Below are 15,019 nucleotides of genomic sequence, written 5' to 3' on the forward strand. Positions count from 1 at the left end.
GCACGACCCTATGCGTTGAATGTGTATCCGACTGAGCGACAGGGATTTACGACGTATTGACATCCCACGCCTTCGGATGCCACGTCGTCTGTGACTAGCCGGCGGCGCTGAGGATCTTGATCGCGAAGATGAGCGAGTCGCCCGGCCGGATGCCAGCGCTGGGCTGACCTTCGGGGTAGCCGTCCGCGGGGACCATCGCGACCGCGACCGTGGACCCGACCTTTTGTCCCGCGATGGCCTTCTGGAAGCCTGTCACGACCCCGGTGAGCGGGAAGTCGACCGGGGCGCCCCGGTCGTAGCTGCTGTCGAACACGGACCCGTCACGGCCGTTGACGCCCATGTAGCAGACGGAAACCTTGGCGATTGGTGAGACCACCGGTCCATCGCCGGTGTGCAGCGTGTGCACCTGGGTCTGGGTCACGCTGAACGGTGCCGTCACGGTCACGCGTGGAGCTGTTGTATCGGTGGGTCCGATGACCGCGATGCTGCCGGTGGTTCCGGCCAGCGTCCAGTCAGGCGTTCCACCATTCGGCGGTGCTGCCGTTGGGCACGAGCCGGCTGCGGTTGCCGTGCCCGATACTGCGGGCACGAGAACGATTGCGGCGACAGCGGCCGCGAGCGCGACCGAGGAATACATCCGGGAGCGTTTCACGGGCGTCACGCTACAGCTACTTATTGCGTCCTCTATTGGCAGGCCTGTGCTGGGCGACCGGGCGAGTGGTTGATTCGCTGACAGCATTGGGGAGCAGGGCATTTCGATCACCGCTACCGGCGACCCCAAATTAGATCCCACCCTCGGGCTAACCGCAGACCGACGTGAGATCCGTTGAGGCAGTGGGAGGATGGGCGCAGTGACTGCTCAGCTCGCGACCGATCGCTCTAAAGTGGCCAGCGACGCGGCGAGGTAATCCTCAGGAAAAATGGGCATCTCGCCAACGCGGTCGCGGAACTCCTGCGACGCGCCGCTCCAGTCGTAAGTGAGGGTGACGTCCGTGCGCTCGCCGTTCGCGGCGAGATCGTAACGCCAGAACCAACCGCCGGGAGCGTGGTTGCCCGCGTCATCGAGCTGGCCCGGCATCCACCCGATCGCATGGTCCTTGTCGAAGACATTGACCAGATTGTGCGTGACGTAGTCGCCGCCCGCCTGGGTGAGGTACATGTTCATCGCGAACATCTGTCCCGCGCCAGTGATCGGCGCCGTGTCCACCGCGTCGCGCACCCAGTCGGTGGGCTCGGTGCTTTGGTGGCGGGATGGGTCGGCGAGGACGGCGAAAATCTCAGCCGGGGTCGCGGCGATGGTGCGGGTGACGATATACCGTTCGGCGGTGGCGCTCATGCGTGGTCCTCACTTATTCCTGGGTCCGTAGGCGGCTGCGATATCGGGGGAGTCGAGCCATCCCGAAGGTCTGACTGGCGGAGTGCCCGGAATTCATCGGAGACCGCCGCTACCGCAAGTGTGATTGCAACTTACGCGATGATCTTGACCTGGATGTCCGGACTCGGTTCGATGATGGATAGCACGAGGGGAGAGCCACAGTGAGGACTTTCGTTCGCCACCTTGTCATCATCGTCATGATGGCGTTCGCGTCGATGGCAGCCGTGACCATCGTGACACCCGCAGTGAGCTCGGCCGACTGTGCGCAAGGCGAGTGGTGGGACCCGACGGGGAAGGTCTGCCGACCGCTCGGGGTCGGACCACAACCATTGGCATGCGACCCGGGCCAGTGGTGGGACCCGACGGCTAATGTATGCCGGCCCCTCGGTGTCGGGCCGCAACCGCTCGCATGCGACAACGGCTGGTGGTGGGACCCGGGCGCCAACGAATGCCGTCCGCCAGTGGTGCCGCCGGCTGGCTAGCGTCCGGCCGGTAGCGCTACGCGGCATGAACGACTCCGTCACCCGGCTGCTGGCAGCCCATTTTCAATTGCACGTTTTCGCGTGAGCCGTTGAGCGTTGCCTGGAGCGGTGCAAATCTGCGCCAACCACTCGCCCGTGTCGTCACATATCGATGCCCTAGTCCGTCTAGCGATTGGAAAGAGAGTAAGGAAAGCATTGTCGGAAGGGCGGCATGATGAATCGTTTGAGTACGCCGGCGCAGATCTACCTGATCGCGGTGACAGCGGCCGTGGGGGCAGTCACCACTGGGATCGGGATCTGGTGCCTAGTCGATCCGAATTCCTTCGCCGATGCCGTCGGATTTGACGCGCATCGGCACTTCTTGCATGACGTGGGTGCGTTCCAGTTGGGTCTGGGCGTCACCCTGCTACTTGCACTGCTCTGGGCGGACGCGCTGGCCACGGCGCTCGCCGGATTCGTTGTGGCGAACACCGTGCACACGGTCAACCACTTTGTGGACCTCGACGTGGGTGGCTCTGTCGCGCAAGCGTGGATTCTCGGTGTGGTGTCACTTGCCCTGGTCCTGGCTTTCGTGCTGAGGTCACGTCAACTCGGCTACGTTCTGGGCTCCGTTGGGGCGGCAACCAGTGCGACGTTGGCACCATTCGTGCGCCAGAAGACCATCGCGCTCACCACCTTTCGCAAGGACGGCACTCCAGGATCCAGCCCGGTCAGCATTGTGGTGGAAGGGGATCGCGCCTACTTTCGAAGTTTCGAACGGGCGATCAAAGTCCGCCGAATTCGCCGTAACCCGAGCGTCGAATTCGGTCCGGCAACGGCCTCGGGCAAGCCGACGGGAACCGCGCTACCCGGCCGCGTGCGTCTGCTCGAGGGCACTGAATATCAGAAGGTGGCACGTCTGCTGCGGCAGAAATATCCATTCCTGCATGGCGTGCTGGTGCCGTCGGCACACCGGCTCATGCGGTCCAAGTTTGGCCGTACGGTACACGCGGAGTTGACTCCGTTTTCTGAATCTCGCGCTAGCCAATAACCCGCCTGTCAGCTCGACCCCAGACGAGCTTGCGGCGGCCGTGCACGAACAAAGCCCGCCGGCACGTCTCGCGGGTTTACGATGTCGCCGTGGCGGATGTGACGGTGGCAATATTTACCTTCACCAGGAACGAAGCGACCGCCGTAACCGAGTTGCTGGCACGCCTTTACATCGACCTACCGGTTTTCGGAACAACGGTATGGACGCCGACGAAGCAGGGGGAAGAGGCTCTGGAGGGACGGCTGTCTGACGGCCGGACAGCCAGGGTGGAGCACCATTCACTGAGTGCCCAAGGCAATGTCGTGGCAGCGGCCGCGCTCAGCAGGTCAACCCGGGAGAACCGGGCCGACTACTACGTCTTCTACGGCTGCTGCGGAACAGTCGACTCGACGCTGGTTGGTCAGGTGTTTCGGGCCGAAAGGGTGTCCTACCTGTCATTGGGAGTGGTGGTCGCCTCACCCGATGGCGAAGTCGTCAAGCTGAAGAACAAATGGATCGTCCGCACGCACCCTGACGAGCAAGCTCCGCTCGACGCGATTGAGTTTCGAGCCGGGTCCGCAGGTGCTCCGGGTTCTGTGTCGGGGCTGGAGCTTCCCGACGCCCACGTTCTGGCAACCGACAAGGTGATCAAGGTCTCGCCGGGTGTCGCACCAGTGCCGATAAATACGCTGTCCGGCGGTCCCATCTACGCCCAGGAGGACTGGACATACTCCCTGGCGCTTGCCGTCTACTCCGGAATGGCGACTAAGCCCGTACTTGTCGATATGGAATCCTTCGGTATCGCTTCGGCAATGCGTGCGATGGGCCTGTGTGAGCGAGTGCTTGTCCTGCGCGTCGTAACAGACGCCTTGACCGACAAAGCGGATCAAAGCGAGCAGGATCAACTCGACTTCCTGAGAGCGGGTTTGGCTGAACTGGCGGCCGCGATAGCGACCATCCTAGGAATCGAAACGACACCGCAGCCCAAACCGCGGACACTTGAGGACGAGGTGCGGAGATTGCGCGCCGGCAGTGTCGAGGCCGTGACTTCGACGCGTGACGCGCGGGAATCGGAACTGGTTCGTGTCGTGTCGGCGGCGTCCCTGGCCTGGGACGGTCAGCTAGACCGGGTCGATCGCTTCTCTCGTCCGCTGCTGCCATCGGGCACCCGGACCGGAGAGCGAGCCAACCCGGGGATGACATCACGGCTTTTCTTGGAACAGGTGGCTTCCGACTATCGACGCGTGGCGTCAGTCGAAATTGACCTCCGCGAGGTGGAGGCACAGCGGAATTCTGACACGGGCGCGGCCGCCCTACAGCGTGCCCGCGTGGTAAGCCGACCGGTGGCACCGCTAGCTGTCGGGCAATACCTTGCCTCTCGGCAACGTGCCGCGGATGGGGACTTGGCGAGTGTGTTGGAGCCATGGACGCTGTCTGCACAGGATGCAGGTGGTGAACCGCAATACGCTGCGGCATTCGGCGAGGTCCTCGGCCCCTTGCTTGAGGTCGCATTGGACAAGTCGCATGACCACACCTCGACGGTGCTACCTAGTTGGTCTAGCCGCGTCGGACATAGGTGGGCCGAAGAATTCCTTGTCGCAGGCGCTGAGATCCTCAAAGATCCGAGTCTGCCCAGCTCGCCACAAATCGAAAGGGAAGTGACCGTCTCTTCTCGAGAAGGCTCACTTGATGCTGCGGAAACCATAAACAAAGTTGTTGCGCTCGCAGGAGCTTTCCGCCGTGTGGAAGACGTCAGAGTCACTGCCGCTGGGAACAAACCGAAAATCGAACTTGTCCTATCGGGCGACAGGCTCGGACCAGACGAGCTCAATTCGTTCCTGCGCAGCGTGCAGGACATACCCGCAGATGTAGTGATCCTGCCGAACGTTCCCGATGCCTAAGCGCAGTTACGATGCGCCGGCTTCACGAAGTGCCGCTTAGGCATTCGGCGCTAGGCACCTTTACCCTGCTGCAACCCCGTCGGGTGGGACCACACTGACCGTGGGACCGCATCCAGTCGCTGTTACGGCGGTAAATGTGAGGATCGCCGCAACGACGACCTTCGTGGCTAGACGTGACATGACGACTCCGTTCATCCGGCCCCCTGTCAGGACCTTATCTGGAGCGGACGATTATTTCAATGACTATTGAAATAATCGTGGTTTGCAGGCATAGTTGCTGTGCGGACAGATCGATCGCGCAGCAGGAGCGCTCAGGTGAACGAGTTCCGTTGGGCGCCTTGGTGTGTGCGCTGGTGTGCCGACGTGGGTGCCTGCCAGGGCGCTGGCATCGGCGGCTCGGTCGTTCTTGTCCGACGCCTGAGAGAACTCACCGCCGAAAGCGTCCACCATCGCGAATACGAACGAGAAGGGTAGTCACTTGACGTCTAAGGTGCCGCCGGCGAAGGTCGCGCGAGCCGTTGAACAGGTCCGCCACCACCTGTCGCGGTTGCGCCAACGCTCCGCACCGCCTGCGGCGGTGATGCTGGAATTGATCCTGAACGCGTGGGTCGCTCAGACGATCACGGCTGCAGCGGATCTCGGCGTGGCGGACGCCCTGGCAGCTGGCCCTCTGTCCGGCGAGCATCTGGCAGACCGGGTCGGCGCCGACGCCGACGCTCTGGGGCGACTCATGCGCGCGTTGATCGGCATTGGGATTTTCCGCCAGCGCAGCGACGGGCGTTACGCACTCACCCCGCTCGCGGAGACACTGCGCACCGACGCGCCCGTCTCAATGGCCGCGATGGCGCGGTGGGTCGGGTCGCCTCAGCATCGCGAGCACTGGAGCCACTTGACTGACGCGATCCGGACCGGGCAACCGGTGGTCCCAGAGCTTCGCGGCAAACCGATTTTCGAATACCTGGCCGACGAAGCGGAGCTACGTGGGATTTTCAACTCTGCCATGACCAATCTGTCCGACTTCGCGACCGTGCCCTTGATCGCGGCCTACGACTTCGGTGCGTTCGGCACGATCGTCGATGTCGGTGGCGGACGCGGTCGGCTGTTGGCGGCGATCCTGGAGGCGGCTCCGAATTCGCGCGGCGTGCTGTTCGATCTTCCGGAGGTCGTGGCGTGCGCCCCGGAGTTGTTCCGCAAGTACGGTGTCGACGACCGCGTTCGTATCGAACAGGGCTCGTTCTTCGATTCCGCGCCGGAGGGCGGCGACGCGTATGTGCTCAAGAACGTCATCCACGACTGGCCCGAGGATGACGCGGTCCGCATTCTGAAGAACGTCCGCACCGCGGCCCGCAGCGGCGCGCGACTGTTGCTGTGCGAGTTCGTCATTCCCAACCACGACCGTGACTTCCACGGCAAGTGGGTGGACATTGAGATGCTGGTCGTCGCCGGCGCGCGCGAACGCACCGCGGACGAGTACGGCCGGCTGTTCAACCAAGCCGGTTTCCGGTTGAACCGTGTCGTCGACACCGTGTCGCCGCTCAGCATCGTCGAGGCGACCGCGGTTTAGCCGAGGCCACTTCCATGGCTGCGCGGCAGGCACGGACCCGATCAGGACATCAGTGGCGAATGCTCACGGGCGAGGGGATCGCGGATCAGCCCACGCGGGGGAGAGCGCAGCACGGGGTTATTGCGACGGCAGGTCCAGCCCCAGCTCGTCGGCGGGAGCAGTCAGAAACCGATGCACTGCGGGCCCAATCATTGCGACCACCTCAGCGACACTGAGCGTCGACAGGGGCGGCACGCGCATGATGTACCGCAGCATCGCGGTGCCGACGAGATTGGTCGCGGCCAGCATCGCGCGCAGTCGCGCTTCGTCGCCACCGCCCAAAGCGCTGGACACCGCAGTGAGCAGATAGTCGTGCAGGAAACTGCGAAACGCTTCGTTGGCGTCGCTGTTCGATGTCGCCGATTGCACCATCGAGGTCATGCTCGCGGCCGTGTCGGGCTGCTCCCAGATACCGAGGTAGGCCCGCACCACGCGGCAGCCTAAGTCGTCGTCTTTCTCGGCGATCACGGTCGTCAGCAAGTCAGAAGGCAGCACCAACTTCATCGACTCGCGAAACAATGCCGCCTTCGAGCCGAACAGATAGAGGATCATCGCCGGATCCACTCGCGCATCGTCGGCAATCGCTCGCAGCGTCGTCTTGTCATAGCCGCGCACAGCGAACTGCCGCTGTGCCGCACGAAGGACCGCGTCGCGCGATACCGGCTCACCTTGGCGTCTGCCCCGCCGCTTCGCAATATCCCCAGGTGACGACACGTCCGAACCATATCATTTCAACCTCGATTGAAAAGGCATCCGCTGGTCTTGTGGTCACGCAGCGTTTACCTCAATCGCTGGTGCCCGACCGCCCCACGAGTTATTCTATGGCCGTTGAAAAACTATTCCATGACTGTTGAAATAGCCACCGCCGTCCGGGGAAGGAGTGACGACATGGACTTTGCGTCGCTACCTCCGGAGGTCAACTCCGGGCTGATGTATGCGGGCCCCGGCGCAGGGCCGATGCTGGCGGCCGCGGCGGGTTGGGACGCGTTGGCCGCCCAGCTGGAGTCCACCGCCAGTGGCTACGCAGCCGAGCTGGCCGGATTGACCGGCCAGGTGTGGTCCGGCCCGTCGTCGCTACTGATGGCGGCCGCGACCACGCCCTATGTGGAGTGGCTGTCTACTGCCGCTGCTCAGGCCGCGCAGACGGGCGGCCAGGCATACGCGGCGGCGGCGGCCTATGAGTCGGCGTTTGCGATGACGGTGCCGCCGCCGGTGATCGCGGCCAACCGGGCGCAGTTGATGGCGCTGATCGCAACCAATTTCTTCGGGCAGAACGCGCCGGCGATCGCGGCTACTGAAGCTCAGTACATGCAGATGTGGCTTCAAGACGCCACGGCGATGTATGGCTATGCCGCTGCGTGTGAGTCCGCCGGCACCCTGACCCCGTTCGACGAGCCGCCGCAGACCACCAATACGGCCGGGCAGTCCGCCCAGACCCAGGCGGTGGTCCAGGCCGCGGGCAACGCCAGCGGCGCCCACACTCAAACCCTGGCGCAGCTCAGCGCACCCGGCGCCGCCCAGCAGCTGGCCACCGCTGAGCCCGTCGCGCCCGGCCAAACCGTCACTCTTGCGCCGGGCAGCACCATCAACCTGGGGACCGACACCGGCGTGTACGTCAACAGCGGCTCGATCACGATCACGGGCGCCGGCACCAACGTCGTGAGCTACGGTGGTGCCGTTATTGTCAACCCCGGCAGCACTATTCACACGATCATTGACTGTTCCGAGGGCGGTGTTCTGATCCCCGGCGGCGTCAACGTCACCGCCGGCTCCGGCCCCATCATCCTCACCCCCGGATCGTTCCAGGAGGTTCTTGTCAGCCTCGTCAACGGCTCCGCCACACTGCCCGTTGTCGGTGCGGAACAGGCCGCCGTCCAAACGTTGGCAAACACTGCCACCGCCATCGTCGGCCCCGCCGGTGCGTCCATCACCAACGTGTTCGGCACCGTCACCGTCGGCGCGGTCACTCCCATCGCCAGCTCGCCGGGCGCATTGGGGACCGCGTTAGGCGGGCTGGCTGCGCCAGGCCTGGCGGGTACGGCGGGCATACAGCCTCAGCTCAATGTGGATGGACTGTTGGAATGGGCTCAAAGCGTTTCTGGTGCCGGGTGAGGGTAGGCAAATCGTGATAGGCGGGAACATGCACGGGACCGAACCTCGGGTGGTGTGGCCGTTCCACCCCTCGTCCGATGTCGGCGCGCCGTCAGCAGGAGTGGGCGAGGCGGTCTCGCTCGGTCCGCTGTCGGTGCCGCGGGCCTGGGCGATGATCGCCTTGGTGTTCGAATCGCCTCCGCCGTTTTCACCGGCTTTCAGCATCAATGCCGGGGCCCCGCCGGTCGTCCCAGAAATGTTGCCGGGACGCACGTTCCAGCAGGCACTGATGGCAACGATGACCGGACGTGATGCTTCGCCGCGACTGTGACGACGCGTCGCGATCCTTGAGGGCGGACGCCGACCGTTTCGTTGACTTTTCCCGCCGCAGCAGGGCATGCCTGCCAGCATTGTTCTTGTGATCGGCTCTGAGTGGCAACGGGTTCCCTACAGAGCAGTCGCACCGACATTAGGGAGTTGATCGTGTCTGACCGACTGCGAGGGAAGGTCGCAATCGTGACTGGCGCCTCGAGCGCCGGGCTCGGTTGGGGGAACGGCAAGGCCACGGCCGTGCGATTCGCGCGTGAGGGAGCCAGAGTTCTGTGCGTCGCCCGCGGCGGCGGCGCACGGGAGACCGCCGAGTTGATCGCCGACGAGGGCGGTGAAGCCGCAGCTCTCCAGACGGATGTAACCGCGGCCGAACAGGTCCGTGACATGGTTGAGCACTGTGTGGCGGCCTATGGGCGGATCGATATCCTGCACAACAACGTAGGCATAGACCGTGTCGGCGGACCCGTAGAAACAAGCGAACAGAGCTGGGACGACGTCATCCGGACTAACCTCACGTCCCAGTTTCTGACCTGCAAATACACGCTGCCTGTGATGGAACACCAACGAGCCGGCGCCATCATCAACATGAGTTCGATCGCCGGTATCCGCTGGGTTGGTGCGCCGTCGATCTCATACGCGTCGAGCAAGGCGGCGGTAATCCAATTCACACAGACCGTTGCACTCCAATATGCTCCAAAAGGTATACGCGCCAACACAATTGTGTTGGGCGTGGTGCGAACTCCGGCACTGGAGGGATGGGTGAACTCCGTCTCCGACGACCCGCACCAGGTATGGCGACACCTGGACGAAAGCACACCGCGTGGTCGCATCGGGGATGCCTGGGACGCGGCGAATGCGGCCGTCTTCCTCGCCTCCGACGAAGCCGGTTTTATCACCGGCACAACGCTCGTCGTCGACGGGGGCATGAGCGCAACGGTCGGCATCTGATCATCGTCAGAAGAGAAACGAAGGCGATTGAATGTTGACTCGAGTTAGCGGCGCAACAGCTCCGAGAAATCGCTCGACGCCGAACGAGCTTTGCCGCAGAGATACTGTGTTGGTGCACACCTGATTTGCGAATAGTGGGTGTTTACCGGCAACCCTCGATATTCCATTCCGCCGTACTACTCGATGGCGCGAGCATGTTGGCCGGCTGCGGCAGGGGAGCGAAGGTCCCCACCGAGGAACGGTAGCGTTGCCCGGCATGAACGACTCCGTCGTCGTCAGGGTCAAGCCGGGCAGTCGCAAGGGACCGCTCGTCGAAGTCGGCCCTAACGGTGAGCTGACAATCTATGTCCGGGAGCGAGCCGTTGATGGCAAGGCCAACGACGCCGTCACCCGCTTACTGGCATCACACCTTGAATTGCCAAGCAGCCGAATCAAATTAGTATCTGGAACGACGTCGCGCCTCAAACGTTTCCGCGTGAGCGATTGAGCAGTCCTTGCGGGATGGGTCGACGACGAGAGCGAAAGTCTCGGCCGGGTTCGCGGCGATGGTGCGGGTGACGACGTACCGTTCGGCGGTGGCGCTCGTGCGTTGTCCTCACCTGTCCCTGGGTCCGTAGGCGGCCGCGATATCGGGGGAGTCGAGTCACCCCGAGTATGTGGGCTGCGATGACGAATACCAGTCCGAGGGTTTCCCAAACCGCGTCAGCGGTGGACTATGGGTGTTGCTGAATTGCAGCTGGCGGGAGGTTTCGGTGGAAGGGACCCCGTTCGGCCGGTACCGCCTAATCACCTTGCTCGGCAGAGGCGGCATGGGGGAGGTCTGGCGAGCCTATGACACCGTCACCGATCGGATAGTCGCGCTGAAAGTGCTCCCGGCGCATTTTGCTGCGGACAGGACGTTTCAACAGAGATTCCGTCGCGAGGCCCACGCAGCGGCACGGTTAAACAACCCTCACGTGGTGCCGATTCACACCTACGGCGAGATCGACGGGCGGCTATTCGTCGATATGCGGCTGATCGAAGGCCGCGACCTGGCAACCGTGCTGGCCTCCGGTTCGATGTCACCCTCACGCGCGGTGCACATCGTCGAGCAGGTGGCCCACGCCGTGTACGCCGCGCACAAGATTGGATTGGTGCATCGGGATATCAAGCCCTCCAACATCTTGCTCGATGAAAACGACTTTGCGTATCTGATCGATTTCGGGATCGCACGCGTTGTGGGCGAGACCGGTCTGACCGGGACGGACGCGGTGGTCGGCACCCTGCGCTACATGGCACCGGAGCGCTTCAGAGTCGGTCAGGCCGATACACGCTCGGACATCTACGCGCTGGCCTGCGTGCTCTATGAGTGCTTGACGGGTGGCGCCCCATTCCCGGGTGACAGCATCGAGCAACAAGTGGCAGGGCATCTGTCGACCCCGCCGCCGCGACCGTCCGACTCCGGCGCGCCGCCGGCGTTCGATGCGGTCATCGCCACGGGCATGGCCAAAGACCCTGAACAGCGCTACGCCACCCCTGTGGATATGGCACGCGCCGCGCGCGACGCGATCACGCTGCCGCTACAACTGCCGGACCCGAATGTACAGTCACACACCGTCACTGCTCCTGCCCGCACACAAGAGGCCTCATGGCCGGGTGAGCCAACCAAGCCCGCGCAGAAACCATTGCATCGCGATCCGTCGCAGCCCATGGTGGGGAACCGCAAACGCGCCAAACGGTCATGGGTAGTCGCAGCGGTGATTGCGGTGGTCGTGACATCAGGGGGCGCGAGCGTATACCTTCTGCGCGCACACACATCCACGACCGGATCGACGCAGACCACAGCGGCCGCCCCGCCGCCATCGGAGCCTAGCGGGGGAGGCACGCCTAGTGCGGGAAGCACGGCAGCGCCAAGCGGTCCACCTACGATCGCCGCCTCAATCCGGGTCGGCAATGGCGCCTTCGGCGTCGCGGTCGACTCCGCCGGACACACCGCCTACGTCGCGAACACCGGTTCCAACTCCGTCTCGGTGGTCGATACCGCCAGCCGCACGGTCACTGCCACCACCGCTGTGGGACGCCACCCGGTGGGGGTTGCCGTGGATCCGTCAACCCGGACCGTCTACGTCACCAACTACGATGACTCCTCCGTGTCGGTGATCGACATCGCCAGCAATACGGTCATCGCCTCCGTGCGTGTCGGTAGCCATCCGGGCGGAGTAGTGGTCGACCCGGATGCCCGTATCGCCTACGCCACCAACGGTGATAACTCAACGGTGTCGGTCATCGACGTGACGACGCATACCGTGACGGCGACGGTGCCCACCGGAAAGGGTCCAAGCCGCGTAGCCATCGATCGGACCGCTCACCGCTTGTTTGTCACCAATGCCGATCCAACGGTGACGGTTATCGATACCACGAACCGAACCGTCATCGGTTCCGTCGCACTTCGCGGCCGCCCGGCCGGTATCGCCATCGATACCGCATCGCACACCGCCTATATCGCAAGCGGTGACGATGCGTCGGTGTCCCTCGTCGACACAATCAGCCTGAGCGTCACCGCTAGTGTGCCCGTCGGGCAACGCCCCGCGGGTGTGGCGGTGGACCCGCCGACGAACACCGCGTACGTGGCCAACTACAGCGGTGCGTCCGTTTCGGTGATCGACACCACTAGGCGCATCGTCACCGGAATCCTTGCCGTCGGAAACAACCCGCTCGCCATCGCCGTCGACCCAAACACGCACTTCGCCTACGTCACCAGCGACCTTAACCATGGCTCGTTGACAGCGATCGAACGCTGACGCGTGCGCTCGTAGAACGCCGTTCAGGTAGTGAACTACTCGCGCTTCTCGCATTGAGTCAGTAACTACTCGACGAATGGAGGCCCGATCACCACCAGACGTCTGATCGCGCCGACGCCGTTTGGTGCGGGCGATCGAGCCGCAACTCTTCGATAGGCCGTGAACGTTGCGGCTGGCGCAATCTAGGTGAGGCTCTGAGATATCACACCCGACCCGGGGAAACGCCCGGCGAGACCCCGGATCACAGGTCGCCGAAGGCTCGCCAGTCCACAGGTTTTGACAATTCCTCCGTCAAGAGTCAGGCCCGATCTCAACCGGGGTATCGCTCAAAGGCTCGATGACGATGCCCACCCTTTTCAGCAGCTCAATTGAACGGTTGGTGTCCATCACCGTCTTGATGTCACCCTCAAGGATCATGTACGCGGCGCGGTTCATCCGCTCGTAGAACTCTTTCATCGATTCGACGCTGCGAAAAACCGGGACGTACCAAACACCGTTGCGCTCAAGCAAAAACGGCTTTTGTCTGCCGTCTTTCGTGTCGCCAAAAGGGGTGGAGTAGTAGACCTTGGCATCAGCGGGAGCGGTTTCGGGCTGCTTCTTCCTTTTGAATAGGCCCATGGCAACTCCCTTCAGGGTGGGTGCCGTTGGCTCTAAAGGCCTGCGCTATGTGGCCCGGAAACTCCATGGTGCCAGACCGACGATGTGGCGGACAGGGGCCTCGGCGCTGGTCGATGTCGCGCGGCGCTGCATGGATGGCTGTCCAACCCGATGTGCTTTGATGGTGTCTTCCCGCAGGTCACGAATTGGTCTGCAGCACAGAATATGTGGTCCAGTCCTTACGGTCTGCCGGTGCAGCTACCGTCGGCGGTCGCGCCGATATGACCGCGTTGTAAGTTCGACCGGAGCTACGAAGGGGTCAGCCGCAGCTTGACCTACACCACAGGAAGACGCGAGAGGGAAGCCCATGAGAACGATCGCAACCCGCCACGCGGCAGTCGTCGGCCTGGCCGCCGTCGCGCTGATCACTGCGGGCTGCACCAATAGCAAGAGCGTCGACGCGTCGGCATCACCTCGAGTCGGGGCGAGCGCCACCTCCACGTCTACGACCCCAGTGCAGCCCACCGAGGTGAAGCTCATCGGGGATCGCGGCGTCGAGGTGACTCTGACCGGCCCGATCGCTGCCAAATACTCGTCGGCAACCGAGCAACAGAAGGCGGCTCTCGGCAAGCCGCTAACGGGTGACCGCAACGCGGGGACCCGGGACAGCGGCGCGGTATTCCAGCAATTCCAGGGCGGCGCGATCACCGCCAAGAACAACCAGGCCGGCACGCCCGCATACATCGTCCTGGGCAAGATCCGGGAGGCCTGGAATGTCCCACGCGACCCGGACGGCACGCCTGCGGTCACCGGCACCAACGGTTCGGCAGGTCCGCTGGGCTTGCCCACCAGCGACGTGAACGCCGTCGGCGACCTGCAGGTGTCGACCTTCGAGCACGGCAAGATCGAGTTCAACCCGACGACCGGCCAGGTCGCGGTGACGGTAAACGACAAGGTCGTGCCATCCGGGGTCTAGCTCGAATTGCGGGCAGCGATCTTGCCACTACCGCACATCGCCACTTGGATGGCTCGCGTGGAGGTTCCACTGGCCGCAATCGGAAGCCAGGACGTCGTTGACGTCGACTTCGAGTCCGCCGACCTTCGGCCCGGGATTGGACGAGGTGCTCACGACCCGCTGGTAGAGAACCGCGGCGGGGTGGACCTGATTGCCGGACCAGGCTCGAGTTTGCCAGACCCAGCGGCGGCCAGGTGTGCTCGAAGACCCAACAACGCCATCGGCCGCGGCCCACTGACACACCCTGACGCCTCCGTAGACCCCCGTGCGTTGAACCCCAAGAACCGAGTTGATTCCGCGAAACCACTGCAGCGCGGTGCGATTCCAGGTGTCGCGATTGATGTCCTCGTCGATGGTGAAGAAAATCGGTGCACCCTGGCTGCCGCCCGCGGCGGTGTGCAGCTGCCAGGCGGTGCGCGCGTCCGCGATGCCGCCGGCGTAGCCCCGCGTGAAGTCCGACGGTGCCGACCCACCTGGTTTGCCGTATTCATAGTTACTGACGATCACCAGGCCTGCGGCTTTCAATGAGTCGGCGTAGGACCGAGTGATCGGCTTGGCGCCAAACGATGAGCCAGGACGCGACTCCGAAACGTAGTTGACCACCCCGCTATAGCCGGCGGCTCGGATCTGCTGCGCAGGAATCTGGCGCGCGGCGAAGTCGATCAGTTGGGGAGGAGCGGCGGCCGCCGCCGTAGGCATGCCGCAACCTAGTGATCCGACACCCAAACCGGCCAACGCTGTTGCGTAGCGCAGCGCGTCGCGCCGAGAAACCGTTCGCAGTCGCACATCGCTGGTCAGCGGGGGGAAACCGTGCATCGCGCGATGTTAACGATGTGACTGTTGTTACCGATAGAGCTGCGCTAGCCGAAACGCGGGTGCGGTCCCAAA

15 protein-coding genes are annotated in these 15,019 nt (G+C 63.6%); 10 read left to right on the forward strand and 5 right to left on the reverse strand.

The annotated features are described in order from the left end of the window. Positions 1-94: 94 nt before the first annotated feature. Positions 95-637, reverse strand: coding sequence for an FKBP-type peptidyl-prolyl cis-trans isomerase (locus ACZY0B_RS08105; RefSeq protein ID WP_463763729.1), 543 nt, complete (start codon positions 635-637; stop codon positions 95-97). 222 nt (positions 638-859) lie between these two features. Beyond that, a complete protein-coding gene (locus ACZY0B_RS08110; RefSeq protein ID WP_463763562.1) occupies positions 860-1,336 on the reverse strand; it encodes an SRPBCC family protein in 477 nt (158 codons plus the stop codon). Positions 1,337-1,536: 200 nt separating this feature from the next. Here ACZY0B_RS08110 and ACZY0B_RS08115 point away from each other — a divergent pair, with 200 nt between their 5' ends. From ACZY0B_RS08115 to ACZY0B_RS08130, 4 genes are all read left to right on the forward strand, one after another. Continuing rightward, positions 1,537-1,857 (forward strand): hypothetical protein, encoded by a 321-nt coding sequence (locus ACZY0B_RS08115; RefSeq protein WP_463763563.1) that lies wholly within the window; start codon positions 1,537-1,539, stop codon positions 1,855-1,857. Between the two features lie 211 nt (positions 1,858-2,068). Beyond that, entirely contained in the window at positions 2,069-2,887 is an 819-nt protein-coding gene (locus ACZY0B_RS08120) for a PPOX class F420-dependent oxidoreductase (protein WP_463763564.1), read from the forward strand. Between the two features lie 89 nt (positions 2,888-2,976). Then, the gene (locus ACZY0B_RS08125) at positions 2,977-4,767 is read left to right on the forward strand and encodes a hypothetical protein (RefSeq protein ID WP_463763565.1); all 1,791 of its coding nucleotides are present in this window, start codon (positions 2,977-2,979) and stop codon (positions 4,765-4,767) included. Positions 4,768-5,245: 478 nt separating this feature from the next. Further along, positions 5,246-6,331, forward strand: a complete 1,086-nt coding sequence (locus tag ACZY0B_RS08130; RefSeq protein WP_463763566.1) for a methyltransferase — start codon at positions 5,246-5,248, stop codon at positions 6,329-6,331. Between the two features lie 117 nt (positions 6,332-6,448). Here ACZY0B_RS08130 and ACZY0B_RS08135 read toward each other — a convergent pair whose 3' ends face one another. Beyond that, on the reverse strand, positions 6,449-7,084 hold the full coding sequence (locus ACZY0B_RS08135) for a TetR/AcrR family transcriptional regulator (RefSeq protein WP_463763567.1): 636 nt from the start codon (positions 7,082-7,084) through the stop codon (positions 6,449-6,451). Between the two features lie 174 nt (positions 7,085-7,258). Here ACZY0B_RS08135 and ACZY0B_RS08140 point away from each other — a divergent pair, with 174 nt between their 5' ends. The 5 genes from ACZY0B_RS08140 (at position 7,259) to ACZY0B_RS08160 (ending at position 12,519) form a co-directional block, all read left to right on the forward strand. Continuing rightward, positions 7,259-8,482: a PPE family protein gene (locus ACZY0B_RS08140; protein WP_463763568.1), complete on the forward strand. Its 1,224-nt coding sequence runs from the start codon at positions 7,259-7,261 to the stop codon at positions 8,480-8,482. A gap of 28 nt (positions 8,483-8,510) precedes the next feature. Then, positions 8,511-8,792 carry a PPE family protein, SVP subgroup gene (locus ACZY0B_RS08145; protein WP_463763569.1) on the forward strand — a complete coding sequence of 94 codons (282 nt, stop codon included), beginning with the start codon at positions 8,511-8,513 and terminating at the stop codon, positions 8,790-8,792. A 185-nt stretch (positions 8,793-8,977) separates the two neighbouring features. Then, positions 8,978-9,739, forward strand: coding sequence for an SDR family NAD(P)-dependent oxidoreductase (locus ACZY0B_RS08150; protein WP_463763570.1), 762 nt, complete (start codon positions 8,978-8,980; stop codon positions 9,737-9,739). A gap of 256 nt (positions 9,740-9,995) precedes the next feature. Beyond that, positions 9,996-10,226 (forward strand): DUF167 domain-containing protein, encoded by a 231-nt coding sequence (locus ACZY0B_RS08155; protein ID WP_463763571.1) that lies wholly within the window; start codon positions 9,996-9,998, stop codon positions 10,224-10,226. A 265-nt stretch (positions 10,227-10,491) separates the two neighbouring features. Continuing rightward, entirely contained in the window at positions 10,492-12,519 is a 2,028-nt protein-coding gene (locus ACZY0B_RS08160; RefSeq protein ID WP_463763572.1) for a protein kinase domain-containing protein, read from the forward strand. Positions 12,520-12,810: 291 nt separating this feature from the next. On the opposite strand, the gene ACZY0B_RS08165 is transcribed toward ACZY0B_RS08160, so the two are convergent. Next, on the reverse strand, positions 12,811-13,137 hold the full coding sequence (locus tag ACZY0B_RS08165; RefSeq protein WP_463763573.1) for a hypothetical protein: 327 nt from the start codon (positions 13,135-13,137) through the stop codon (positions 12,811-12,813). Positions 13,138-13,483: 346 nt separating this feature from the next. On the opposite strand from ACZY0B_RS08165, the gene ACZY0B_RS08170 reads away from it, so the two are divergent. After that, on the forward strand, positions 13,484-14,092 hold the full coding sequence (locus tag ACZY0B_RS08170; RefSeq protein WP_463763574.1) for an LGFP repeat-containing protein: 609 nt from the start codon (positions 13,484-13,486) through the stop codon (positions 14,090-14,092). 27 nt (positions 14,093-14,119) lie between these two features. On the opposite strand, the gene ACZY0B_RS08175 is transcribed toward ACZY0B_RS08170, so the two are convergent. Continuing rightward, positions 14,120-14,947 (reverse strand): DUF1906 domain-containing protein, encoded by an 828-nt coding sequence (locus ACZY0B_RS08175; protein ID WP_463763575.1) that lies wholly within the window; start codon positions 14,945-14,947, stop codon positions 14,120-14,122. Between the last annotated feature and the right edge of the window lie 72 nt (positions 14,948-15,019).

Source organism: Mycobacterium sp. IDUB_19 (assembly GCF_055419445.1).